Genomic DNA, 23,591 nt, shown 5'->3' with positions numbered 1-23,591 from the left:
AGACGGACTCCGCATTTTCTTCAGTAGTCCTGAATGAATGGCTGCCTGCTACGGTCGTACGGGCCGGTCACGCATGCCGGCCCGCGGCCGCGCTCAGGCCGGCTGCTGTTGCGTCGTGCAGTGGATGCCGCCGCCGCCCGCGGCAATGCCGTCGATGTTCAGCTGGATGATCTCGCGCCCCGGAAACAGGTCGACGAGCGTGTCGCGCGTATTGCGGTCGGCGCGGCTGTCGCCGAACGCCGGCGCGATCACCGCACGATTGCACACGTAGAAGTTGATGTAGCCGGCCGCGAACTCATCGTTCTCGTATTGATGCCGGACGGACTTCGGCCCCGGCAGCACGACGACTTTCAACGGGCGGCCCTTTGCATCGGTGGCTTTCCGCAGGATCTCCAGATGCTGCCGCGTCACCGCGTGGTCGTATGAAGACGGATCGGTATCGAGCCCGGCCACCACCACACCCGGGCTCGTGAAGCGCGCATAGAAGTCGGTATGTCCGTCGGTGATGTCCTTGCCCGCGATGCCCGGCAACCAGATGATCTTCCTCAGCCCGAGCAGCCGGCTCAGCTCCGCCTCGCACTGTGCCTGGCTGACGCCCGGATTGCGGTTCCGGTTGAGCACGCAGCTGCGCGTGATGATCGCCGTGCCCTCGCCGTCTACCTCGATGCCGCCGCCTTCGAGCACCAGCCGCGTGTCGAGCAGCCGCGCACCGGCGCGCTCCGCCACGAACGGCGCGACTTCCGCGTCCTGGTCGTGCTCCTGCTTGTTGCCCCAGCCGTTGAAATTGAAGCTCACGCCGCCGAGCTGGCCCGACGCGTTCTTCACGAACACGGGCCCCGTGTCGCGCATCCACAGATCGTCGACCGGGTGCTGGACGAGCTCGACCGATGATCCGCACAGCCGCGATGCGATCGCATAGTCCTGCTCGCGCACCAGCATCTTGAGCGGCTCGTGCGCGGCGATCGCCTTCGCGATCGCGGCCAGGTTCGCGCGCGCAACGGGCAACAGCCGCGCGCCCCAGATGTCCTCGCTCGGGCCGAACGCCATCCAGGTCGCCGTATGCGGCGCGCCCTCGTCCGGCATGTGCCAGGTTGCGCCCTGCTGCGCGTGCGCGGCGCGGCCGAGCAACCCGCCCAGCGCGCCGGCGGCGAGCGCCGCCCCCGATACGGACAGGCCGCGTTTCAACAGTTGACGTCTCGTTGTCATGGCATTCCTCATTCGCTTGCCGATTGCTTCGTTTGCTTCGGTGGTTTCAATCGTTCGGCGGCTTCATGATGCGCGGTCACGGCCGCGCCGTCTTGAAGCCGAGCCAGGTCCGGCCTTCCAGACGCATCGCGGCCGGCGATTCGGCGATCGGCGTGAACAACGTACGCCGCGTCGCCTCGTCCGGATAGATGCCCGGATCGCGTACCAGCGCCGGGTCCATCAGCTTCAGCGCGCCCTGGTTCGCATTCGCATAGCGCGTCGAATTCGAGATCTTCGCGATCACGTCCGGACGCAGGATGTAGTTGATGAACGCATGCGCGTTGTCCGGATGCTTCGCGGACGCCGGAATGACCATCGCGTCGAACCACATCAGGGTGCCGATCCGCGGAATGGCGTACACCACGTCGCGTTTCGGATCGCGCGCCTTCGCCTTCTGCGCGGCCAGGTTGATCGCGCCGGAGAAGCCGACCGTCACGCACAGCTCGCCGTCGATCAGCTCGTTGGCATCGGACGAATTGACGAACTCGCGGATGAGCGGCCGGATCTTCATCAGCATCGCCTGCGCGGCCGCATAGTCCTGCGCGGACGGGTGCATCGGATCGCGGCCGACATAGCGCAGCGCCAGCGGCAGCACGGTGCTCGCGGAATCCTGCAGGCCCAGCCCGCACTTCGCGGCGACGCGCGCCGCGATCTCCGGCCTGAACAGCAGGTCGAGGCTGTCGGCCGGCATGTCCTTGCCGAGGATCGCGCGCACCCTGGCGCGGTCGTAGCCGACGCCCACGGTGCCCCACATGTACGGCACGCCGTACTGGTTGCCCGGATCGGATTGCGCCATCTGCTTCAGCAGCGACGGATCGAGATACTTCAGGTTCGGCAGCCGGTTCCTGTCGAGCTTGCGAAACACGCCGGCCTGGATCTGCTTGGCCATGAAGTCGTTGGTCGGCCACACGAGGTCGTAGCCGCTGTTGCCGGTCAGCAGCTTCGACTGCAGCGTCTCGTCGCTCTCATACGCATCGTAGCGCACCTTGATGCCGGTTTCCTTCTCGAAGCCGGCCAGCGTATCCGGCGCGAAGTAATTGCTCCAGTTGTACAGGTTCAGCACCTTCTCTTCGTCGGCGCGGGCCGTGCCGGCCATCACGCACAGTGCGAGGCCCGGCACCGCGAAGCGCAACCCTCCTTTCCGTTTCATCGGGCCTCCCTCATCGATAACACGACGACACGCCGTCGCTGGTCAGCAACGTGCGGTACATCTCCGGGCGGCGATCGCGGAAAAAGCCCCACGATTGCCGGTCGGCGCGGATCGCGTCGAGATCGAACGTGTGCACGAGCACGGCTTCATCGGTGCGGTTCGCCTCGGCCCGCTTCTCGCCGGTGTGATCCGCGATGAAACTCGACCCGTAGAACACGCCGGTGAGCCCCTGCTGCGCCGGATTGCCGTTGCCGAAGCCCACTTCGCGGCCGATCCGGTTCGCGGCCACGACCGGCACCATGTTGGCGGCCGCGTGGCCCTGCATCGTGCGCTGCCAGTGGCCGGACGAATCGAACGCACTGCTGAACGGCTCCGAGCCGATGATGGTCGGAAAGCACAGGATCTCGGCGCCCATCAGCGCGAGGCTGCGCGCGGTCTCCGGGTACCACTGGTCCCAGCAGATGCCGATGCCGATCCGGCCGAAGCGCGTGTCCCACACCTTGAAGCCGGTGTCGCCCGGCGTGAAATAGAACTTCTCCGTATAACCCGGCCCGTCCGGGATATGCGTCTTGCGATAGACGCCGAGCACGCGACCATCCGCGTCCGCGACGGCGACCGAGTTGTACGCGGCATTGCCCGCGCGCTCGAAGAAGCCGATCGGCAGCACGATGCCGAGCTCGCCGGCCAGCGCCGCGAAACGGGCGATCTGTGCGTTGCCTTCGAACGGCTGCGCGAGTTCTAGATGACGCACGTTCTGGTCGAGGCAGAAGTACGGCATCGCGAACAGCTCCGGGCACAGCACGAGATTCGCGCCCTGTGCGGCCGCCGCGCGGATCAGGCGCTCCGCGGTGGCCATGTTGTCTTCGAGATTCCAGCTGCCCGACGCCATTTGGACGGCGGCGACGGTGATGTGTTTGGACGGCATTGCGATTGCTCCTCGGTCGAACCGGAAACCGCTGACGAAACGCCGCTCAGTGCGCGACGGACGGCTGCTGCTGCGTCGAGCAGTGGATGCTGCCCCCGCCGATCGACAACGTCGGGATCGGCAGCATCTCCACGTTACGCCCGGGAAACGCGCGGCCGAATGCCTCGCGCGCCGCCTGATCCTGCTCGACGCCGAACGCGGACACGATCACCGCGCCGTTCACCAGAATGTAGTTCGCGTAGCAATCGCAGTAGCGCTCGGAGCCGAAGCGTTCAGTGACGATCGGCGACGGCAGGTCGAGCAGCTCGAAGCGACGCCCCGCCGCATCGGTCGCCCGCTCCAGCGCGCGACGGTTTTCCCGCATCACGTGAAAATAGTCGCCCTGCTCCGGCAGCGCGGTCTGGCACAGCATCCGGCCGGGTGCGATGAACGACGCGATGCCGTCCACGTGCCCGTTTGTCTCCACTTCATCGGGATTGCCCGGCAGCCAGATGATCTTCTCGACGCCCAGCATCCGGCGCAGCTCCGCCTCGATCTCCGCGCGGCTCAGGTGCGGATTGCGATTCGGATGCAGCAGGCAGCTCTCGGTGGTGACCAGCGTGCCCTGCCCGTCGACATAGAACGCGCCGCCCTCCAGCACCAGGTGCGAATTGAAGATCTCCGCGCCGGCCGCGCGGGCGATGTCCTGCCCGGCCTGCTGGCAGCCGTCGTACGGCTGGTATTTCTCGCCCCAGCAGTTGAAGCGGAACACGGCCGCGCCGAGCCTGCGCTGTTCGCTCACCAGGAAGACCGGCCCGCAGTCGCGCAGCCAGTTGTCCTCGGCCGCGACCGGCAGCACGTCGACGCTCGCGCCGACCATCTCGCGCGCGGCGTCGGCCTGGCTGTAGTGCGCGGCCACCACGCAGCGCTGGTAGCGGGCGATCGTCCGCGCGACCAGCGCGAATTCGCGGCACACCTGCGCATAGTGGCTCCCCCACAGATCCTCGCGATCGTGGAGAACCGGCCATCCGAGCCACGTGGCGTCCATGGATTCCCATTCCGCGGGCATCCGGTAACCGCGCTGGCGAGCATCAAAGCGACCCATCGTTCAGCCTCCGTTGTGATTGATGGCCGATTGTGCGTCAGGTTAAACTTGATGAATATTGATATTTATTGGCCAAATCAATCAATCTGCCTCATACCTCTATGCAACGCGTTCCGTCCCTGAAACTGCTGACTGGCTTCGAAGCCGCGGCCCGATTGGGTAATTTCTCGCGCGCGGCCGACGAGCTGCACCTGTCGCAATCGGCGATCAGCCATCAGATCCAGCAGCTCGAAGCGCAACTCGGACAGCCGCTGTTCCGCCGGCGCGGCCGCGGCGTCGAACTGACCATCGCCGGCGAGGTCCTGCAGCGCAGCGTGCAGCGCGCGATGGACACGTTGCGCGGCGGCCTCGACCGCATCGCGACCTACCTGAACCCGGGGCTCGTCGTGCTCGTGTGTCCCGCGCCGTTGCTGCATGGTTGGCTGCAGCCGCGCCTCGAGCAGTTGCAGCAGGCGCTGCCCGACCTGTGCCCGCTGCTGTCGACCGACGAAACCGCGCGCTACGTCGACGAGATCGACGTCGACATGACGATCGGCACGCGGCCAATGCTGCAGCCCGGCCTGCTCGATATCCCGTTCATGCACGACGAATGGGTGACGGTGTGCGCGACGCCGCTGGCGGAACAACTCGAACGCGTGCCGCGCGACGCGCACCCGCAGCACGCAGGCGTCATCTGTCTCGAAGCCAGCCTGACCGACGAGCGCCTGGCGACCGTATTCCGCGAGCGGCTGTCGGCGTTCCGGATGCATGCGATCTACGACGACCAGCGGCTCGTGCTGGACGCCGTGCTGCGCGGCCGCGGCATCGCGTGCCTGCCGCGCCTCGTCGCGCAGGCGGGCATCGACCAGCGCACGCTGAGCGTGCTCGCCGATTACCCGCGCCTGCCCGGCACCACGTGGTGGCTGTCGCGCATGGAAGGCCCGTCGCGCTCGCCGATCGTCGAGCGGATGTTCGAATGGCTGGTCGAGCAAGGCAGCCGGTCGAGCGCATCCGATCCGGCGCCCGACCACGCGACGCCTCCGCCCGCGTAATCGCACGCCGCAAAAAAAAAGTCCCGCCGGATGGCGGGACGTCTGTCGACCTTCAAATGCACATGCGCAGCCGATCACGGCTCGTGACGCAGATACCCCTCCTTGCTCGGATCGCGCATCCGCCACGACACGAGCAGCGAAATCGCGCACAGCACGGTCACGTACCAGTAGAAGGTTTCCTCGCTGCCGATCGACTTGAACCACAGCGCGACGTACTCGGCGGAACCGCCGAAGATCGCGTTCGCGACCGCGTACGACAGGCCGACGCCCATCGCGCGCACTTCCGGCGGGAACATCTCGGCCTTGATCAGCCCGCTGATCGACGTGTAGAAGCTGACGATCGCGAGCGCGACGGTGATCAGCACGAATGCGGCCACCGGGCTCGTCACGTCCTTCAGCGCATGCATCAGCGGCACCGTGCCGATCACCGCGAACGAACCGAACAGGATCATCGACGTGCGGCGGCCGATCTTGTCGGACAGCGCGCCGAACACCGGCTGCATCAGCATGTAGACGAGCAGCGCGACGGTCATCACGTTGCTGGCCGTCTTCGCATGCATGCCGGCCGTGTTCACGAGGTACTTCTGCATGTACGTCGTGAACGTGTAGAAGATCAGCGAGCCGCCGGCCGTGAAGCCGACCACCGTGAAGAACGCGCCCTTGTGCTGCCACACGCCGCGGATCGTGCCCGCGTCTTTCTTGTCGCGCGATGCGGTCGTCGACGTCTCGTCGAGCGACTTGCGCAGGTACAGCGAGATCAGCGCGGCCGCCGCGCCGACCACGAACGGAATGCGCCAGCCCCACGCCTTCAGTTCATCGGCCGACAGCGTCTGCTGCAGGATCACGAGCACGAGCAGCGCGCACAGCTGGCCGCCGATCAGCGTCACGTACTGGAACGACGCGAAGAAGCCGCGACGGCCCTTCAGCGCCACCTCGCTCATGTAGGTCGCGCTCGTGCCGTATTCGCCGCCCACCGACAGCCCCTGGAACAGCCGCGCGACCAGCAGCAGCGCCGGCGCGAGTGCGCCGATCTGCGCATAGGTCGGCAGCACCGCGATCACGAGCGAGCCGCCGCACATCATCAGCACCGAGATCATCATCGCGTTGCGGCGGCCGTGGCGGTCGGCGATGCGGCCGAACAGCCAGCCGCCGATCGGACGCATCAGGAAGCCGGCCGCGAACACACCGGCCGTGTTCAGCAGCTGCGTCGTCGTGTTGCCGCTCGGGAAGAACGCCGGTGCGAAGTACAGCGCGCAGAACGAGTAGATGTAGAAGTCGAACCACTCGACGAGGTTGCCTGACGAGGCGCCGACGATGGCGAACACGCGCCGCCGGGTGTCATGCGCGGACAGCGCAGCTTGGTCGGTCTGGACGTCCATGGATGGGTCAGTTCCTTTTTAGTGCTTTCTGGGCGAGACGGCTGAGGGCCGCCGCGTGCGATCGTACGTGGCACCGGTTCCGGCGCACGGCGCTACGGGATTTTAGCGAAATGTAAAGTAACGGGCTCTCCGGGTTCGTCCGGATGTAGAAAATTTTTCTCCCACCACGCGTTCGTCATATGAAAACGCCAGCCGCAAGGCTGGCGTCCGATGCAAACATTCCGCAGGCAACACGTTCAGATCCGCACCTCCGGCGGCACGTAGCGGCACTCGTAGCGCTTGCGCACGGTGCCGGCCTCGTCGACGCTTTCCAGGAACACGTCGAATTGCCACAGCCGCGCCATGTGCTTGAGCACCTCGTCGCTGTCGTTCGACAGGTGGCGGTTGTCGGTCATGAAGTGGCGCAGCGTGAGACTGCGATCCCCGCGTGTATTCACCGCCCACACCTGGATGTTCGGCTCGCGGTGATGGATGTCGTACTGCCGCGACAGCGCCTGCCGCACGTACTGGTAGCCCGAATCGTCGTGGATCGCCGACACCTCGAGCGAATCGCGCATGTCGTCGTCGAGCACCGAGAAGAGCCGCATGTCGCGGATCAGGCTCGGCGACAGGTACTGCGCGATGAAGCTCTCGTCCTTGAAGTTGCGCATCGCGTAGTGCATCGCCGACAGCCACGGGGTGCCCGCGATCTCCGGAAACCACTTGTAGTCCTCTTCCGTCGGCGCTTCGCAGATCCGCCGGATGTCGCTCATCATCGAGAAGCCGAGCGCATACGGGTTGATCCCGCTGTAGTACGGCTTCGTGACGGGCGGCTGGTAGACCACGTTGCTGTGCGAGTGCAGGAACTCCATCATGAAGCTGTCTTCCAGCTTCCCCTGGTTGTACAGCGTGTTCAGCAGCGTGTAGTGCCAGAACGTCGCCCAGCCTTCGTTCATCACCTGCGTCTGCCGCTGCGGGTAGAAATACTGGCCGATCTTGCGCACGATGCGGATCACTTCCCGCTCCCACGGTTCGAGCAGCGGCGCATTCTTCTCCGCGAAATACAGCAGGTTCTCCTGCGGCTCGGGCGGATAGCGGTCTTCCTGCTCTTCCATCAGCTCGGGCTTCTTGCCCGGCAGCGTGCGCCACAGTTCGTTCACCTGCGATTGCAGGTACGCCTCGCGCTCGCGCCGCAACGCGGCTTCCTTCGACAGCGAAGGCTTCTGCGGCCGCTTGTAGCGGTCGACGCCGTAGTTCATCAGCGCATGGCACGAATCGAGCAGTTCCTCGACGCGATCGAGGCCGTAGCGCTCCTCGCATTCCGCGACGTAGTTCTTCGCGTACACGAGATAGTCGATGATCGCGTGCGCGTCGGTCCACAGCCGGAACAGGTAATTGCCCTTGAAGAACGAGTTGTGCCCGTACGCCGCGTGCGCGATGACGAGCGCCTGCATCGTCATCGTGTTCTCTTCCATCAGGTACGCGATGCACGGGTTCGAGTTGATGACGATTTCGTACGCGAGCCCCATCTGGCCGCGACGGTAGCTCTTCTCGGTCGACAGGAAATGCTTGCCGAACGACCAGTGACGGTAGTTGACGGGCATCCCGACCGATGCATACGCGTCCATCATCTGCTCCGCGCTGATCAGTTCGAGCTGGATCGGGTAGATATCGAGCTCGTATTGTTCGGCAACCTGCGAGATGTGCGTGTCGTATTCCTCGAGCAGTTCGAACGTCCAGTCGGACGGGCACGGCAGCGGCTTGCGTTCGGCAACGTTCATACGCGCTTCCTTTCGCCCGGAGCCGGGCAAGTCGGCGGCCGGCGGCGGTGGTTCGGCCTGCCCGCGTTGCTGCGATGCGGCAGGGCCGGCCGTGTCGTCGCCGGAAGGGCGCGGCGCATAGCCGCGCGACTCGTTGTGCAGATGGCGGGTCGTCATGACATTTCCACCTGCTTTTCGAACAATTCGCGAAACACCGGGTAGATGTCGGCAGCCGATTCGACTTTTTTCATCGCGAGGTGCGGCTGAGACAAGGCCAGTTGCGCGTATTCCAGCCACAGGTTCTGCTCTTCCGGCGCGACCTGGATATACGCGAAGTAACGCGTCTTCGTGAGGATATCCTCTTCCAGGATTTTGCGACACTTGGGCGAATCGTCGGTCCAGTTGTCGCCGTCGGACGCCTGCGCGCCGTAGATGTTCCACTCGGTCGGCGAGTAGCGCTCGTTCATCACCTTGCGCATCAGCTCGAGCGCGCTCGACACCACCGTGCCGCCGCTCTCGGTCGAATGGAAGAAGGTGTCCTCGTCCACTTCCTCGGCTCGCGTGTGGTGACGGATGAACACGACCTCGATGCGCTCGTAGTTCCGCTTGAGGAACAGGTAAAGCAGGATGAAGAAGCGCTTCGACAGATCCTTGCGCTGCTCGTCCATCGAGCCCGACACGTCCATCAGGCAGAACATCACGGCCTGGCTCGACGGTTGCGGCTGCTTCACGCGGTTGATGTAGCGCAGGTCGAACGGATCGATGAACGGAATCCGCCAGATGCGCCCCTTCAGGTGATGGATCTCGGCCTCGAGCACCGCGATCTCCGCGCGCCGGTCTTCCGGATCGCGCTTCATCGCCTCGAGCTGCGCCTCGAGTTCGCGCAACTCGTTGACGAGCGGCGAGCCGAGCGCGATGCGACGCCCGAGCGCGCTGCGCAGCGAACGCACGACGTCGATGTTGTTCGGCGTGCCTTCCGCCGACCAGCCCGCGCGCACGTTCTTCCAGCTCGGCACCGTCAGCAGGTGCGTCTTCACGAGGCGCGGGAGTTCGAGATCGTCGAAGAAGTACTGCATGAACTCGTCGCGCGACAACTCGAACACGAAGTCGTCCTGCCCTTCGCCCTCGTTGCTCGCCTGACTGCCGCCCCCGCCGGAACCACCCTGCGGACGCGGGATCTTGTCGCCGCGCACGTAGTCCTCGTTGCCGGGGTGCACGTATTCACGACGTCCGCCAGGGGCGTGCCGAAAATTCGGCTCCGCGATGTCCTTGCGCGGGATCGTGATGCTTTGCGTGCTCTGGATATCCTTGATGCTACGGTCGCGCACCGCGTCGGACACGGCACGACGAATGTAGTTCTTGACGCGACGCAGAAAGCGTTCGCGGTTGGCGATACTCTTGTTCTTGCCGGCCAGCCTGCGGTCGATGATTTGATGAAGCACTCCCGGTCTCCCGCTCGAAAGTCGATATGCCGGGACGCTCGCCGCACATGCCGTCTCCCGTCATGCCGGCGGCGTCTCTGAAAACACCCGTACGGCGACGCCGTACGGGCGCGGTACCGCGCGTGTCATGACGACTTGCGCACGCGCAGGTACCAGTCGCAAAGCAGCCTCACCTGCTTCGGCGTATAGCCCTTCGCGACCATCCGGTTCACAAAGTCCTCATGCTTGCGCTGCTCCTCCGCCGAACCCTTGGCGTTGAACGAAATCACCGGCAACAGTTCCTCGGTGTTCGAGAACATCTTCTTCTCGATCACGACGCGCAACTTCTCGTAGCTCGTCCACACGGGGTTCTTGCCGGCATTCGCCGCCCGCGCACGCAACACGAAGTTCACGATCTCGTTGCGATAATCCTTAGGATTACTGATGCCGGCCGGCTTCTCGATCTTCTCCAACTCCGCGTTCAGCGCGGCGCGGTCGAAGCTCTCGCCCGTGTCGTGATCGCGGAATTCCTGGTCCTGGATCCAGAAGTCCGCATACGTGACGTAGCGGTCGAAGATGTTCTGGCCGTACTCCGAATACGACTCGAGGTACGCCGTCTGGATCTCCTTGCCGATGAATTCCGCGTAGCGCGACGCGAGCACGTCCTTCACGAAGGACAGGTACTTCTGCTCGGTTTCCGGCGGGAACTGCTCGCGTTCGATCTGCTGTTCGAGCACGTACATCAGGTGCACGGGGTTGGCCGCCACCTCGCTCGAATCGAAGTTGAACACGCGCGACAGGATCTTGAACGCGAAGCGTGTCGACACGCCCGTCATCCCTTCGTCCACGCCCGCGTAGTCGCGGTATTCCTGGTACGACTTCGCCTTCGGATCGGTGTCCTTCAGGTTTTCGCCGTCATACACCTGCATCTTCGAGAACAGGCTCGAATTCTCCGGCTCGTGCAGGCGCGACAGCACCGAGAACTGCGACATCATCTTCAGCGTGCCCGGCGCGCACACGGCTTCGGCCAGCGACGAGTTCCGGATCAGCTTCTCGTAGATCTTGGTCTCTTCCGACACGCGCAGGCAGTACGGCACCTTCACGACGAAGATCCGGTCGAGCAGTGCCTCGTTGTTGCGGTTGTTGCGGAACGCCTTCCACTCCGACTCGTTCGAGTGCGCGAGGATGATCCCGTCGAACGGAATCGCGCCGAAGCCCTCGGTGCCCTTGAAGTTGCCTTCCTGCGTGGCGGTGAGCAGCGGGTGCAACACCTTGATCGGCGCCTTGAACATTTCGACGAACTCGAGCAGCCCCTGGTTCGCCAGGCACAGGCCGCCCGAGTAGCTGTACGCGTCGGCGTCGTCCTGCGCATACTGTTCGAGCTTGCGGATATCGACCTTGCCGACCAGCGACGAGATGTCCTGATTGTTCTCGTCACCCGGCTCCGTCTTCGCGATGCCGACCTGCCGCAGGATCGACGGATAACGGCGCACCACGCGGAACTGGCGAATGTCGCCGTTGTATTCGTGCAGCCGCTTGACGGCCCACGGACTCAGGATGTTCTTCAGGTAGCGGCGCGGAATGCCGTACTGTTCCTCGAGGATCGGGCCGTCTTCGTCGTAGTCGAACAGCCCGAGCGGCGATTCGTTGACGGGCGAACCCTTCAGCGAATAGAACGGCACGCGCTCCATCAGTTGCTTCAGACGCTCGGCGATCGACGACTTGCCGCCGCCCACCGGGCCAAGCAGATAGAGGATCTGCTTCTTCTCTTCGAGCCCTTGCGCAGCGTGTCGGAAGTAGGCGACCACCTGCTCGATCACCTCCTCCATTCCGTAGAACTCACGGAATGCGGGATAGACCTTGATGACCTTGTTCGCAAAGATCCGCGACAGGCGCGGGTCGTTGCGGGTATCGATGTGTTCAGGTTCCCCGATTGCTTCCAGCATGCGTTCACCAGCCGTCGCGTACGCGGATGGATCGTTCTTGCAGAGCGCGAGATACTCCTCCAGCGAGAGCTCTTCCTCTCGCGTTTTTTCGAAGCGGTTCGCGAAGCTGCTGTAAATATCCATGCTACCTCCCTCGCCTGAGTCTGAAGACGTGCCTGCCTTCGTACGACTGCGCAGAAGCAAGCGCGTTCGAATTCATCCTAAACCCTTTCTTATTTTTTTTCACGAACTCTTCGTATGAAGTTCGTCATTCTCGACAACACCGCTTGGACAACACATTTCGTCGTTTTACAATCGACCTCCCGAGCCGCAGAAACTGCATCCGTCGCGTCTCGTCGAACAACGGAACGTCTTGTGTGTTGGACACCTCCGACGTCGTCGCTTCTCCCCTTCATCCCTATACGTTCGAGCGGTCGTTTTCGACGACACGTTGCGCGCGCCGTTACAAATTTTTTTCGCAGCGCCCTTACGGAAATACCCGTACGACGGATGCGGGAACATGACGCACCACCTGTGCACGCATCCTTCGAGGCACGTTTCACCCGGCATGCGACGCGGCACGATCGTCATTCATGCCTGTCACATTTCTTCCGTCGCGGAAACGACGACGCCCGCATGTTGCGGGCGTCGTTCGTCACCAAATGGGGATAGATGCGCGGCGCGCGCGAATCAGAAGGTTTCCCAATCGTCCGCGTCGGCGGTAGCGGCCGCTTGCGCGGGTGCTGCAGAAGCAGCGACAGGCCGGCGTACCGGCGCCGGTGCGGCGACGCGTTTCGGGGGTGCGTCGCGCTCGTCGCGCGCGGCAGCCTGGACGGACACCGCCACCGTTGCGGCGGCCGCACGCGGCGCGTGACGCACGGCAACCGGGGCCGCGACACCCGGGCGTGCCTCGTCTTCATTGAGCTGGAAGACCGCTGCCGTTTCACGCAGGCGCCCGGCCTGTTCGTCGAGCGATTGCGCGGCAGCCGCGGCTTCCTCGACGAGCGCCGCATTCTGCTGCGTGACCTCGTCCATCTGCGCGACCGCGCGCGCCACCTGGTCGATCCCGCCGCTCTGCTCCTCGGACGCCGCCGCGATCTCGCCCATGATGTCCGTCACGCGCTGCACCGCACTGATCACGTCGCTCATCGTGCGCCCCGCTTCGTCGACCAGCGTGGAACCCGACCGAATGCGCTCCACCGATGCGTCGATCAGCGCCTTGATCTCCTTGGCCGCGGTCGACGAACGCTGGGCCAGGCTGCGCACTTCGCCCGCGACGACCGCGAAACCGCGGCCTTCCTCGCCTGCCCGCGCCGCCTCGACTGCGGCATTCAGCGCAAGAATGTTGGTCTGGAACGCGATTCCCTCGATGATCGCGATGATGTCGGCGATCTTCGCCGAGCTGTCGTTGATCTCGCCCATCGTGCCGACCACCTGGCCGACCACCGTATTGCCCTTGTTTGCAATCTCCGACGCGTTCGCGGCCAGCGAACTCGCCTGGCGTGCATTGTCCGCGTTCTGTTTCACGGTGCCGGTCAGCTGCTCCATGCTCGACGCGGTTTCCTGCAGCGCCGCGGCCTGTTCCTCGGTGCGCGACGACAGGTCGATGTTACCGGCCGCGATCTGGCGCGCCGCGGTCGCGATCGACTCGCTGCCGCCGCGCACGGTGCGCACCGTGTCGACGAGCCCGCGCTGCATCTTGCCGAGGCCTTCGAGAAGCTGGCCCATCTCGTCACGGCGATCCACGACGATCGGCCGGCGCAGGTCGCCGGCGGCAATCGCATCGAAATGCGCGAGCGCATCGGCAATCGGACGGCCGATCGCGCGGCTCAGCGTCAGCCACGACACCACCGCGGCGGCAAGGCCGGCCACCAGCGCGGCGATCGCCAACACGCGCACCGTGTCGAATGCCGATTCCGCACGGTCGAAGCCGGCTTGCGCATCGGTGAACTGGAAGTTGCGCAGCGCCTCGCTCGCCACCGAGAGGTCGTTGTAGCTCGCCTGGAGCTGCTTCGCGCCTTCGCCGATCCGGTCGGCCTGATTCGCTCCGATCACGCTTGCGAACGCGTCACACGCGTGCTGCAACGCCTGCCGCTTCGCGGCGACGTCCTGCGCGAGCCGGTCTTCCTCCGGGCCGCGCGGCAACGCGAGGTATTTCTGCCACCATGTATCGGACTGCGCACGCATCGCGCGGCTTCGTTCGACAGCCGCCGCCGCGTCGGGCGTGCCGGCCAGCAACGCCCCACGGTCGAGCGCCAGGCGTTCGCGCGCGGCGTAGATCTCGGCCACCGAAACGTCGACCGCGCTGGGCATCTGGTTCGTGAAAACATCGCGCGTCGTGTCGTTTGCGCGCGTCATGCCGTACACGCCAAGCGCGCCGATCACCCCGAGGAGTACCGCCAGAAACGCCATCGTGAGACCGATGCGCGCACGAATCGTCAGGTTTTTGAACACCATCATCCTTCCTGTGTTGCGTCGTGATGGACGGGACAGCCCGTCGCTTCGAAGCATTGCTTCACTTGGTGCATTTACGACCATGCACCGCACAACTTGATGGTGTTTCCGCTATTTTTTCGAATTATTCGTCTGTTTATTACAAACAGCTAAATGAATAATGCGTGTTTCAGCGCACGTTGGAAGCCAGGGGATGAGCGGCGCTCCGCTGCCGGCGCGCGTCGCAGATAGGCGGCCGGCCGTCGTTTGCGACGAACCGGCCGCGATGCTTGATCAGGCCCTATTCGGCCAGTTCGGCCAGCGTGGGAATCGACGGCTGCGCGCCCGCTCGCGTGACCGACAGTGCCGCGGCGCGTTGCGCGAAGCGGATGGCCGTATCGACGTCCGCACCGGCCGCGAGCTGCGCGGAAAAGCCACCGATGAAGGTATCGCCGGCCGCCGTCGTGTCGACGGCCTGCACGGCCGGCGCCGGATAATGCCGCGCCGCGCCATCAGCCGTCAGCGCCAGCACGCCGCGCGCGCCGAGCGTGACCAGTACGTTGCGCGCGCCGCCTGCCTGCAGCCTGCGCGCGGCGGCTTCCGCCTCCGCCGGTTCGCGCACCGGCAGCGCGGTCAGCGCGGCCGCCTCGACCTCGTTCGGGATCAGGTAATCGACGAGCGGCAGCCAGCCGTCCGGCAGCGGTGCGACGGCCGGGGCCGGATTGAGCACCACGGTGCGGCCGAGCCGCCGCCCGGCCGACAGCGCCGCGAACACCGCGTCCGGCGGCGTCTCGAGCTGACAGATCAGCACGTCGGCCGACGCCAGTGCGGCCTCGTGCCGCGCGACCGTCTCGGTCGTGACCTCGCCATTGCCGCCCGCGACGATCACGATCGCGTTCTGGCTCGCATCGTCGACGACGATCAGCGCGACGCCGGTCGACGCCGACGCGCTCGTCGCGAGCCCCGCACAGTCGATCCCCTCGGCTTCGAGCCCCGCGCGCAGGGCCGCGCCGTGCGCATCCGCGCCGACGCAGCCGATCATCGCGACCTGCGCGCCGAGCCGGGCGGCCGCGACGGCCTGGTTGCCGCCCTTGCCGCCCGCCGCCTGCGCGAACGCATGACCGGCGAGCGTTTCGCCCGGCAGCGGCAGGCGCGGCGCGCGCACGACGAGATCCATGTTGAGGCTGCCGACCACCGTCACGCGGCCGGTGCCTGCCGTGGGCGCCGTCATGCGCGACCGCCGGAGGCCGGCGGCTCGCGGTAGACCGCCGTCGATTCGCGCAGCACGAGGCGCGGCGACACGACGCGGCGGCGGCTCGGCACGGCGGTCGAGCCGCCGCCGATGCGCTCGATCAGCGTTTGCGCGGCCATTTCGCCGAGCGCGCGCACCGACTGGCCGACCGTCGACAGGGCCGGATACGTGTAGCGGGAGAATTCGATGTCGTCGAACCCGATGATCGAACAGTCGTCGGGCACGCGCATGCCGCGCTCGGCCGCCGCGCGCAGCGCGCCGACGCCCATCAGGTCGTTGCCCGCGAAGATCGCGCTCGGCCGCACCGATTCGAACAGCCGCGACGCCGCGTGATAACCGCCGAGGCACGAGAAGTCGCTCTCCGCGATCGCGCCCGGCACGATGTCGACCCCGCGCTCGGCCATCGCGCGGATGAAGCCGTGCACGCGCATGGCGCTGACCGCCGTGTCGGTCGGCCCCGTGATGCAGCCGATCTTCGCGTGCCCGAGCTCGAGCAGGTGACGCGTCGCCAGGTACGCACCGCGCTCGTGGTCGATCTGCACGAGGTCGGCCGCGAGCCCCTCGATGTTGCGGTCGACGACGACGAGCGGCGCGTGGATATCCGCGAGCGTCTGCGCGAGCACCGCATCCTCGCCCGCCGATGCGACGATCAGCCCGTCGATACGCTTTTCCTGCAGCACGCGCAGGTAGTTGCGCTGCTTGACGGGATCGTCGTCCGAGTTGCAGAAGAACACGCAATAGCCATTGGCCGCGCACTGATCCTCGATCCCGCGCGCTAGCTCCGCGAAGTACGGATTCGTGCTGTTCGGCACGACAAGGCCGATGGTCGCCGTCGCACGCGCCTTCAGCGAGCGCGCCACGGCCGACGGCACGTAATTCAGCTCGCGGATTGCGCCCTCGACCTTCGCACGCACATCCGCGGACACCGGCCGCGAATTGTTCACCACGTGCGAGACGGTCGTAAACGACACGCCCGCCATGGCCGCCACATCCTTGATCGTCGCCATTTCCCGTTTCTCTCTGGTCTGTTCTGTCTGTCTTTCTACCGCACGCGGGTGCGCCGGCTGCGATACGTATCGAGCACGACCGCCACCACGATCACCGCGCCGGTGATGATCCGTTTCGTCGGCTCGTTCGCACCGATCTGCGCCAGCCCCGCGGCCAGCACGGAGATGATCAACACGCCAAAGAACGTGCTGATCACCGAGCCGCGCCCGCCCATCAGGCTCGTGCCGCCGATCACGACGGCGGCGATCACCTGCAGTTCGAGACCGACGCCCGCATTCGGGTCGGCGGCCTCGAGCCGCGAAATCTGGAACAACGACGCCAGCCCTGCGAGGGCGCCCATCAATGCGAATACGAGAATTTTATACGGCCTCGGGTTAACCCCTGCAAGTCGGACCGCTTCTTCGTTCGTGCCGATCCCGACGAGATAGCGTCCGAACACGGTGCGCGTCAGCACGAACTGGGCCGCGATCATCACCGCGACCGCGATCAGGAACGCCGGCGAGATGCCGAGCGCGATCGGGTTCGACAGGAAATCGAACGCGTCGCCGATATAGGCCGTGCGCGAATTCGTCAGCTGGTATGCGAGGCCGCGCGCGGCCTCCAGCACGCCGAGCGACACGATGAACGACGGGATCCGCCAGCCGACCGTGACCGCGCCGGTCAGCGCGCCCGTGACGGTCGCGACCGCAATGCCGATCAGCGCGGCCGGCAGCGGCCCCCACTGCCATTTCAGCGCGGCGACGCTGACCATCGACGCGGCGAGCGCGAGCACCGAGCCGACCGACAGGTCGATCCCGGCGATGATCAGCACGAAGGTCATCCCGACCGACATCACGACGAGATCGGGAATCTGGTTCGCGATCGTGCTGAACGTATCGTAGGTCAGGAAATGCGAGCTCAGCACCGAAAACAGCGCAATCATCGCGGCGAGCGCACCGGCGAGCCCGAGGTAGTTCGACAGGCCGAGCCGCGTGCCGGACAGCGTGCGCGCACGGCGCCCCGTCACGTCCTGCTGCGCGCCTGCATCGGTCGGGGTTACGGGAGGCTGGGTCATGGTCGTCCTGTATTCGAAGTACCGGGAGCAGCGCCTTGCGCGTGCCCCGCGTCCGGATGCTGCGCGCCGCCCGGCGGCGTGTCGCGGCCGAAGCCGGCGAACGCCGCGGCCAGCAGCGCATCCTGGGTCCAGTTGCCGCGCTCGAACACGGCGGTCATGCGCCCGGCCGACATCACGCCGATCCGGTCGCAAATCAGCATCAGCTCGCGCAGGTCGCTCGACACGACGACGAGCGCGCGGCCTTCGCGCGCGAGCGCGCCCATCAAAGTGTAGATCTCGAACTTTGCGCCGACGTCGATCCCGCGCGTCGGCTCGTCGAACAGCAGCACGCCCATGTCGCGTGCGAGCCAGCGGCCGATCACGACCTTTTGCTGGTTGCCGCCCGACAGTTCGCCGACCGCCTGCGTCGCGCCGTGCGCGCGGATCCGCAGCGCGTCGATCTGCTGCTCGGCGAGCGCCGTTTCGCGCGCGCCGTCGACGATCCCGCCGCGCGCGAGCCGGTCGAGCTGGCCGAGCGACACGTTCGCGGTGATCGACTGCGTCAGCAGCAGCCCTTCGCCCTTGCGATCCTCGGTGATCAGCGCGATGCCCTGCTTCACCGCCTCGACGGGCGAACCGATCCGCACCGGCTTCGGTGGCTGGCCGATCGCGATCGTCCCCGCGTCCGGCGCATCCGCGCCGTAGATCAGCCGCAGCAGCTCGGTACGTCCCGCACCGATCAACCCCGAGATGCCGAAGATCTCGCCCGCGCGCACCTCGAGCGACACGTCGCGCACCGCCGTCCCGCGGCTGAGGCCCGACACGACGAGCCGCGGCGCGCCGATATGACGCTCGCCGAGATCGATGTGCTCGCCGATCTCGCGCCCGACCATCAGCGTGACGAGCCCGTCGGACGTCGTCGCCGCCATGTCGCCCGCGTGGACGAGCCGGCCGTCGCGCAGCACCGCGACGCGCTCGGCGACCCGTGCGAGTTCCTCGAGCCGGTGCGAGATGTAGACGATCGCGACGCCGCGCGCCTTCAGCCGGTCGATCTGCTCGAACAGCAGTTCGACTTCACGCGCGGTCAGCATCGCGGTCGGTTCGTCGAGAATCAGCACACGGCAGTCGCCGATCAGGTTGCGTGCGATCTCGACCATCTGCTGGTGGCCGATGCCGAGCGCGCCGACCGGCGTATCGGGATCGACCGCGTCGAGCCCGACCTGCGCCATCGCGGCCCGCGCATCGTCGCGCAGCCGCGTGCGATCGATGATCCCGAAGCGCCGCGGCAGGCGGTTCAGGAACAGATTTTCGGCGACCGTCAGTGTCGGCAGCAGGTTCAGCTCCTGCATCACCATGCGCACGCCGAGTGCCTCGGCCTGCGTCCGGCTCGCCGGCGCATACGGCGTGCCGCCGAGCTGCATCGTGCCGGCGGTCGGCTCGACGAGCCCGCCGATGATCTTCGACAGCGTGCTCTTGCCGGCGCCGTTCTCGCCCGTCAACGCAAGCGCGTGGCCCGCCTCGAGCGTCAGCGTGACGTCGGCGAGCACGGGTTCGGCATAGGTTTTGCCGATGCCGGAGACGGACAGCACGGGAGCGGCTGCGCGGGAGGGTTGGAAAGTCGGGTCCATCGCGATCCTGGTTGCGGCCGCGCGCACGCGGCGCGCGGGTGTGACGCTCACAAGTGCATGTGCATGCAGTGGCCGTGATCGCGCTCACCCCGGATAACGGCCGCCGCGCCCGATTCTTGAGGGCGGCGGCCGAATCGGGGCCGCGTCACTTCGTCACGAGATCCACCGGCGTCTCGACCACGCCCGACATGTCGGCCTGCTTGCGATGCTCGGCAATCGCCTTGAGCGCCGTGTCGATACCGAACACGGCCTGCTTCGCCGCGTACTGATCGGCGGTCGCGAGCACGCGGCCGTCCTTCAGCATCGGCTTGATCGCGTTGATGTTGTCGTAGCCGACCACGAGCACCTTGCCCTGCTTGCCGGCCGCGCGCACGGCCGACACGGCGCCGATCGCCATGTTGTCGTTGCCGCACAGCAGCGCCTTCAGGTTCGGGTATTCGTTGAGCATCGCGGCGGCGACCGCATTGCCCTTGTCGATCTCCCATTCGCCGGACTGCACCGACACGACCTTCATCCCGCCCGCCTTCATCGCGTCCTGGAAGCCGGCCGTGCGCTGCTGCGCATTGGTCGTCGTCGACACGCCTTCGACGATGCCGACCTGGTCGCCCGCCTTCAGCCGCTTCGCGAGGTAATCGCCGATCTTGCGCGCGCCCTTGCGGTTGTCCGGGCCGACGAACGGCACGTTCAGGTTCTTCGATTTCAGCACGTCGGGATCGAGCCGGTTGTCGATGTTCACGACGATGACGCCCGCGTCGACCGCCTTCTTCACGACCGGCACGAGCGCCTTCGAATCGGCCGGCGCGAGCACGATCGCGTCGACCTTCGACACGATCATCTGCTCGACGATGCGGATCTGGTTCGCGGTGTCGGTTTCGTCCTTGATGCCGTTGGTGATCAGGTCGAACTGGCCCGCGTTGTGTTTCTGGTATTCCTTCGCGCCCGTTTCCATCGTCAGGAAGAACTCGTTGGCGAGCGACTTCATCACGAGCGCGACCTTCGGCTTGGCTGCCGATTGCGCGTGGACGGCCGGTGCGGCGGCGACCGCGACGGCGGCGAGCGCGGCGGTCAGGAAGCGACGGCGAAAGCGAACATTCATACTCATCTCCTGGCGACTGGCCCCAAGGGCCGGACGATTATTTGACTGTTGTTTTAATGTGAGCAAACGTTTGCGCCACACTACCCGGGCAATGGCCATCGATGCTGCTGTCGGTACCACGGAATGGAAGCGAGGCAGACGGCCGACTGCCTGGCGCGCTGTCGTTTACGCGCCGCCGCCGGCGGGACGCCGGCGGAGTGAAGGCTATGCTGTACCGATTCGCGTCGGCGTGCAACCTGTCTGATCAATATTTAAGGGTTTATTCGGAGCGCGTGTCACGCCGGGCCCCGCGGCGCCGGTTCGTCTTCATCGGCCGACGGCGGCTCGCCGAAGCGGTTCGCATGCGGCGTGCCGGCGATGAAGCCGTTCATCACGAACAACGCGAGCGCGCCGACGATCGGCACGAACAGCAGCAGCATCCACCATCCCGACTTGTCGATGTCGTGCAGCCGCTTCACACCGACCGCAATCGACGACCACACCGCGACGACCGCGATGACGACGGCCACCAGCATCACCAGCGGCGGCAGATCGTCTTCCGGCGCACCGCGGGAACCCGCATCGAAAATCGCGCTGAGTACGGTGGAAACCAGCGCGTAGATCCACCACGGCAGGCGTCCGATCCGGCCTTCGAACGAAAAGAGAAGCCATTTCAGATTCATTGTTTACCTCTTCGTCACGCGTGTTGCGGGCTGCGCGGTTGGTCTCCAGGCGTGCCGGGACCGGCGATCCGCGTGCTTTGTTTCTTGAGGGCGGACGGGCTGCCGGCTTTGCTTTTCGCACTCCATTCCGGTGTTGCGCGTTGCGTCGCTGGTGCGATCCGGCCGCAGGATGGCGACCAACGGACGGCCCGAGCGCGCGTCACCCGGCATTCACGCGCATTGAATCACATTTGCCGGCCAATGGATCGCTCGATATGGCAGATGGCCGAACCCGACACGAGGCGTGCACGCGCACCCTCTTGTTCTTGTCGTTGGGTCGGCAAGCGAATACATGTCGTTCGCCGCGCGCGGCGAAGAATCGGACGGAAACCGCGATGGCGGTCGATGATACGGTGAGTCGAATCACCCAGGCAGCGGCATATCGCCTGCCGCTGCCCAATACATGACAATCCGCGCCGGTATGTCGCGCCATCCGCGGTGAGCGCGCGGATGACGCACGACGCGCTGCCGTCAAACGGATTCGCGCAACAGCCCCGCGATTTCCGCTTCGTTCAGATGCGGCGCGAACATCTCGATCAGCCGGTACGCATACGCGCGCAGGAACGCGCCCTTGCGCAGCCCGACCCGCGTCGTGCTCGCTTCGAACAGGTGCTGCGTATCGAGCGCGACGAGCCCCGTGTCGCGCTGCGGATCGTAGGCCATCGCCGCGACCACGCCGATCCCCATGCCGAGTTCGACATAGGTCTTGATCACGTCCGCGTCGATCGCGGTGAGCACGACGTCGGGCACGGCGCCCGCCTGCGTGAACGCCTGGTCGATGTGCGAGCGGCCCGTGAAGTCCTGGTCGTACGTGATGATCGGGTACTCGGCGATTTCCTCGAGCGTCAGGTTCTCGCGGCCGACGAGCGGATGGCCCTTCGGCACGACGACCGTGTGGTGCCACGAATAGCACGGGAACGTAACGATGTCCGGATAGCGGTCGAGCGCCTCGGTCGAGATGCCGAGATCGGCCTCGCCGTTCAGGATCATCTGCGCGATCTGCTGCGGGCTGCCCTGGCGCAGCGCGAGATGCACCTTCGGGAACACGTCGGTGAACTGGCGGATCACCTTCGGCAGCGCGTAGCGCGCCTGCGTGTGCGTCGTCGCGACGACAAGGTGGCCGCTGTCCTGGTCGGCGAACTGGCGCGCGACGCGGCGCAGGTTCTCGGCGTCGAGCAGCATCCGCTCGATCAGCTGGTGCACGGCCTTGCCGGGCTCCGTGAGCCCCGTCAGCCGCTTGCCGCGCCGGATGAAGATGTCGACGCCCAGCTCATCCTCGAGATCCTTGATCTGCTTCGACACGCCCGACTGCGACGTGTACAGCACGTTCGCGACTTCCGTCAGGTTCATGTTCTGGCGCACCGCTTCGCGCACGAACCGCAATTGCTGAAAATTCATGGGTATGCCTCTTAGGCTGTCGTTGTTTGATTGTCGATTCCGAGCGTATCCCGCCCCCTGCCCTGCATTTTCTCGTCAACGCGCGGGAAACACACGCACCGCGCGCGGCACCGCCGTCGCCCCGTCGCCGACCTGCAGCGACAGCGCCCGCCATGCATCACGATCGAGTTCGGCCTCGAGCGCGCCGCCCGCGCGCGCCTCGAGCTCCACGCGCACCGAGCCGCCCAGCGGGATCACGCGGCGCACGTCCACCGCGATGCCGTCGCGGTGCCCTGCTTCGCCAACCGGCCACAGCTGCAGGTCGTGCGGGCGCACATAGGCGTTCGCGGGGCCGGCGAAATCGGCGTCGACCTCGATCGGCGCGGCCGCCCCCTCGGCGACGAAGCCGCGCCCGGCGACCGTGCCCGGCAGCCGGTTGGCCGCGCCGAGGAACTCGTAGACGAATGCGCTCTGCGGATGATCGTAGACGTCCTGCGGGCTGCCGACCTGCTCGACGTGGCCGCGATTCAGCACGACGATGCGGTCCGCGACTTCCAGCGCCTCCTCCTGGTCGTGCGTGACAAAGATCGTCGAGATGTGCAGGTCGTCGTGCAGACGACGCAGCCAGCCGCGCAGCTCCTTGCGGACCTTCGCGTCGAGCGCGCCGAACGGCTCGTCGAGCAGCAGCACCTTCGGCTCGACCGCGAGCGCCCGGGCCAGCGCGATACGCTGGCGCTGGCCGCCCGACAGCTCGGACGGATAGCGCTGCGCGAGCCAGTCGAGCTGCACGAGCTTCAGCAGTTCGTGCACCTTCTCGCGGATCGCGGCTTCCGACGGCCGCTCGCGGCGCGGCTTCACGCGCAGCCCGAACGCAACGTTCTCGAACACGGTCATGTGGCGGAACAGCGCGTAGTGCTGGAACACGAAACCGACCTGGCGGTCGCGTGCGCCGACCGACGCGACGTCGAGCCCCTGCAGCACCACCTGGCCGGCATCCGCGTGCTCGAGGCCCGCGATCACGCGCAGCAGCGTGGTCTTGCCGCAGCCGGACGGCCCGAGCAGCGCGACCAGCTCGCCGGGCGGAAAGTCGAGCGATACGTTGTCGAGCGCCGTGAAATCGCCGAAGCGCTTCTGAAGGTTACGGACGGTGATACCCATTCTGGT

18 protein-coding genes are annotated in these 23,591 nt (G+C 66.0%); 1 reads left to right on the top strand and 17 read right to left on the bottom strand.

The annotated features are described in order from the left end of the window. Nucleotides 1–93 precede the first annotated feature (93 nt). From LGM89_RS32510 to LGM89_RS32495, 4 genes are all read right to left on the bottom strand, one after another. Nucleotides 94–1,206 carry an agmatine/peptidylarginine deiminase gene (locus LGM89_RS32510; protein ID WP_089494800.1) on the bottom strand — a complete coding sequence of 371 codons (1,113 nt, stop codon included), beginning with the start codon at nt 1,204–1,206 and terminating at the stop codon, nt 94–96. 76 nt (nt 1,207–1,282) lie between these two features. Then, the gene (locus tag LGM89_RS32505; RefSeq protein WP_226275155.1) at nt 1,283–2,395 is read right to left on the bottom strand and encodes a polyamine ABC transporter substrate-binding protein; all 1,113 of its coding nucleotides are present in this window, start codon (nt 2,393–2,395) and stop codon (nt 1,283–1,285) included. Between the two features lie 10 nt (nt 2,396–2,405). Continuing rightward, nucleotides 2,406–3,320 carry an N-carbamoylputrescine amidase gene (gene aguB / locus LGM89_RS32500; protein ID WP_089494798.1) on the bottom strand — a complete coding sequence of 305 codons (915 nt, stop codon included), beginning with the start codon at nt 3,318–3,320 and terminating at the stop codon, nt 2,406–2,408. Between the two features lie 46 nt (nt 3,321–3,366). Further along, complete coding sequence (locus tag LGM89_RS32495; protein WP_226275281.1) at nt 3,367–4,368, bottom strand: agmatine/peptidylarginine deiminase; 1,002 nt, start codon at nt 4,366–4,368, stop codon at nt 3,367–3,369. A gap of 137 nt (nt 4,369–4,505) precedes the next feature. Between LGM89_RS32495 and LGM89_RS32490 the strand changes: the two genes are divergently transcribed. Further along, complete coding sequence (locus tag LGM89_RS32490) at nt 4,506–5,435, top strand: LysR family transcriptional regulator (RefSeq protein WP_226275153.1); 930 nt, start codon at nt 4,506–4,508, stop codon at nt 5,433–5,435. A gap of 74 nt (nt 5,436–5,509) precedes the next feature. On the opposite strand, the gene LGM89_RS32485 is transcribed toward LGM89_RS32490, so the two are convergent. The 13 genes from LGM89_RS32485 to LGM89_RS32425 all read right to left on the bottom strand — a co-directional run bounded on the left by LGM89_RS32485 (nt 5,510) and on the right by LGM89_RS32425 (nt 23,585). After that, on the bottom strand, nt 5,510–6,814 hold the full coding sequence (locus tag LGM89_RS32485; RefSeq protein WP_089494796.1) for an MFS family transporter: 1,305 nt from the start codon (nt 6,812–6,814) through the stop codon (nt 5,510–5,512). 236 nt (nt 6,815–7,050) lie between these two features. Then, nucleotides 7,051–8,730 (bottom strand): SpoVR family protein, encoded by a 1,680-nt coding sequence (locus LGM89_RS32480; RefSeq protein WP_226275143.1) that lies wholly within the window; start codon nt 8,728–8,730, stop codon nt 7,051–7,053. Then, entirely contained in the window at nt 8,727–9,995 is a 1,269-nt protein-coding gene (locus tag LGM89_RS32475) for a YeaH/YhbH family protein (RefSeq protein ID WP_089456163.1), read from the bottom strand. The genes LGM89_RS32480 and LGM89_RS32475 overlap by 4 nt, the downstream gene beginning before the upstream one ends. Nucleotides 9,996–10,120: 125 nt before the next feature. After that, the gene (locus LGM89_RS32470) at nt 10,121–12,043 is read right to left on the bottom strand and encodes a PrkA family serine protein kinase (RefSeq protein ID WP_011351905.1); all 1,923 of its coding nucleotides are present in this window, start codon (nt 12,041–12,043) and stop codon (nt 10,121–10,123) included. Nucleotides 12,044–12,589: 546 nt separating this feature from the next. Next, a complete protein-coding gene (locus tag LGM89_RS32465; protein ID WP_226275142.1) occupies nt 12,590–14,356 on the bottom strand; it encodes a methyl-accepting chemotaxis protein in 1,767 nt (588 codons plus the stop codon). Nucleotides 14,357–14,633: 277 nt separating this feature from the next. Continuing rightward, nucleotides 14,634–15,563 carry a ribokinase gene (gene rbsK / locus LGM89_RS32460; RefSeq protein ID WP_226275139.1) on the bottom strand — a complete coding sequence of 310 codons (930 nt, stop codon included), beginning with the start codon at nt 15,561–15,563 and terminating at the stop codon, nt 14,634–14,636. Further along, nucleotides 15,560–16,591: a LacI family DNA-binding transcriptional regulator gene (locus tag LGM89_RS32455; RefSeq protein WP_039358736.1), complete on the bottom strand. Its 1,032-nt coding sequence runs from the start codon at nt 16,589–16,591 to the stop codon at nt 15,560–15,562. The genes rbsK and LGM89_RS32455 overlap by 4 nt, the downstream gene beginning before the upstream one ends. 35 nt (nt 16,592–16,626) lie before the next feature. Further along, nucleotides 16,627–17,646, bottom strand: a complete 1,020-nt coding sequence (locus tag LGM89_RS32450) for an ABC transporter permease (RefSeq protein ID WP_046545645.1) — start codon at nt 17,644–17,646, stop codon at nt 16,627–16,629. Then, the gene (locus LGM89_RS32445) at nt 17,643–19,253 is read right to left on the bottom strand and encodes a sugar ABC transporter ATP-binding protein (protein WP_226275137.1); all 1,611 of its coding nucleotides are present in this window, start codon (nt 19,251–19,253) and stop codon (nt 17,643–17,645) included. Before LGM89_RS32445 ends, LGM89_RS32450 begins: the two co-directional genes overlap by 4 nt. 145 nt (nt 19,254–19,398) lie before the next feature. Next, nucleotides 19,399–20,349, bottom strand: a complete 951-nt coding sequence (locus LGM89_RS32440) for a sugar ABC transporter substrate-binding protein (RefSeq protein WP_089494791.1) — start codon at nt 20,347–20,349, stop codon at nt 19,399–19,401. A 275-nt stretch (nt 20,350–20,624) separates the two neighbouring features. Further along, nucleotides 20,625–21,011, bottom strand: a complete 387-nt coding sequence (locus tag LGM89_RS32435) for a DUF805 domain-containing protein (protein ID WP_089494790.1) — start codon at nt 21,009–21,011, stop codon at nt 20,625–20,627. A gap of 510 nt (nt 21,012–21,521) precedes the next feature. Then, entirely contained in the window at nt 21,522–22,448 is a 927-nt protein-coding gene (locus tag LGM89_RS32430) for a CysB family HTH-type transcriptional regulator (RefSeq protein WP_226207771.1), read from the bottom strand. A 75-nt stretch (nt 22,449–22,523) separates the two neighbouring features. After that, a complete protein-coding gene (locus LGM89_RS32425; protein ID WP_089431032.1) occupies nt 22,524–23,585 on the bottom strand; it encodes a sulfate/molybdate ABC transporter ATP-binding protein in 1,062 nt (353 codons plus the stop codon). Nucleotides 23,586–23,591: the final 6 nt, after the last annotated feature.

Source organism: Burkholderia sp. AU31624 (genome assembly GCF_020420065.1).
GTDB lineage: Bacteria > Pseudomonadota > Gammaproteobacteria > Burkholderiales > Burkholderiaceae > Burkholderia.
This window is presented reverse-complemented; position numbering and strand designations above follow the sequence as displayed.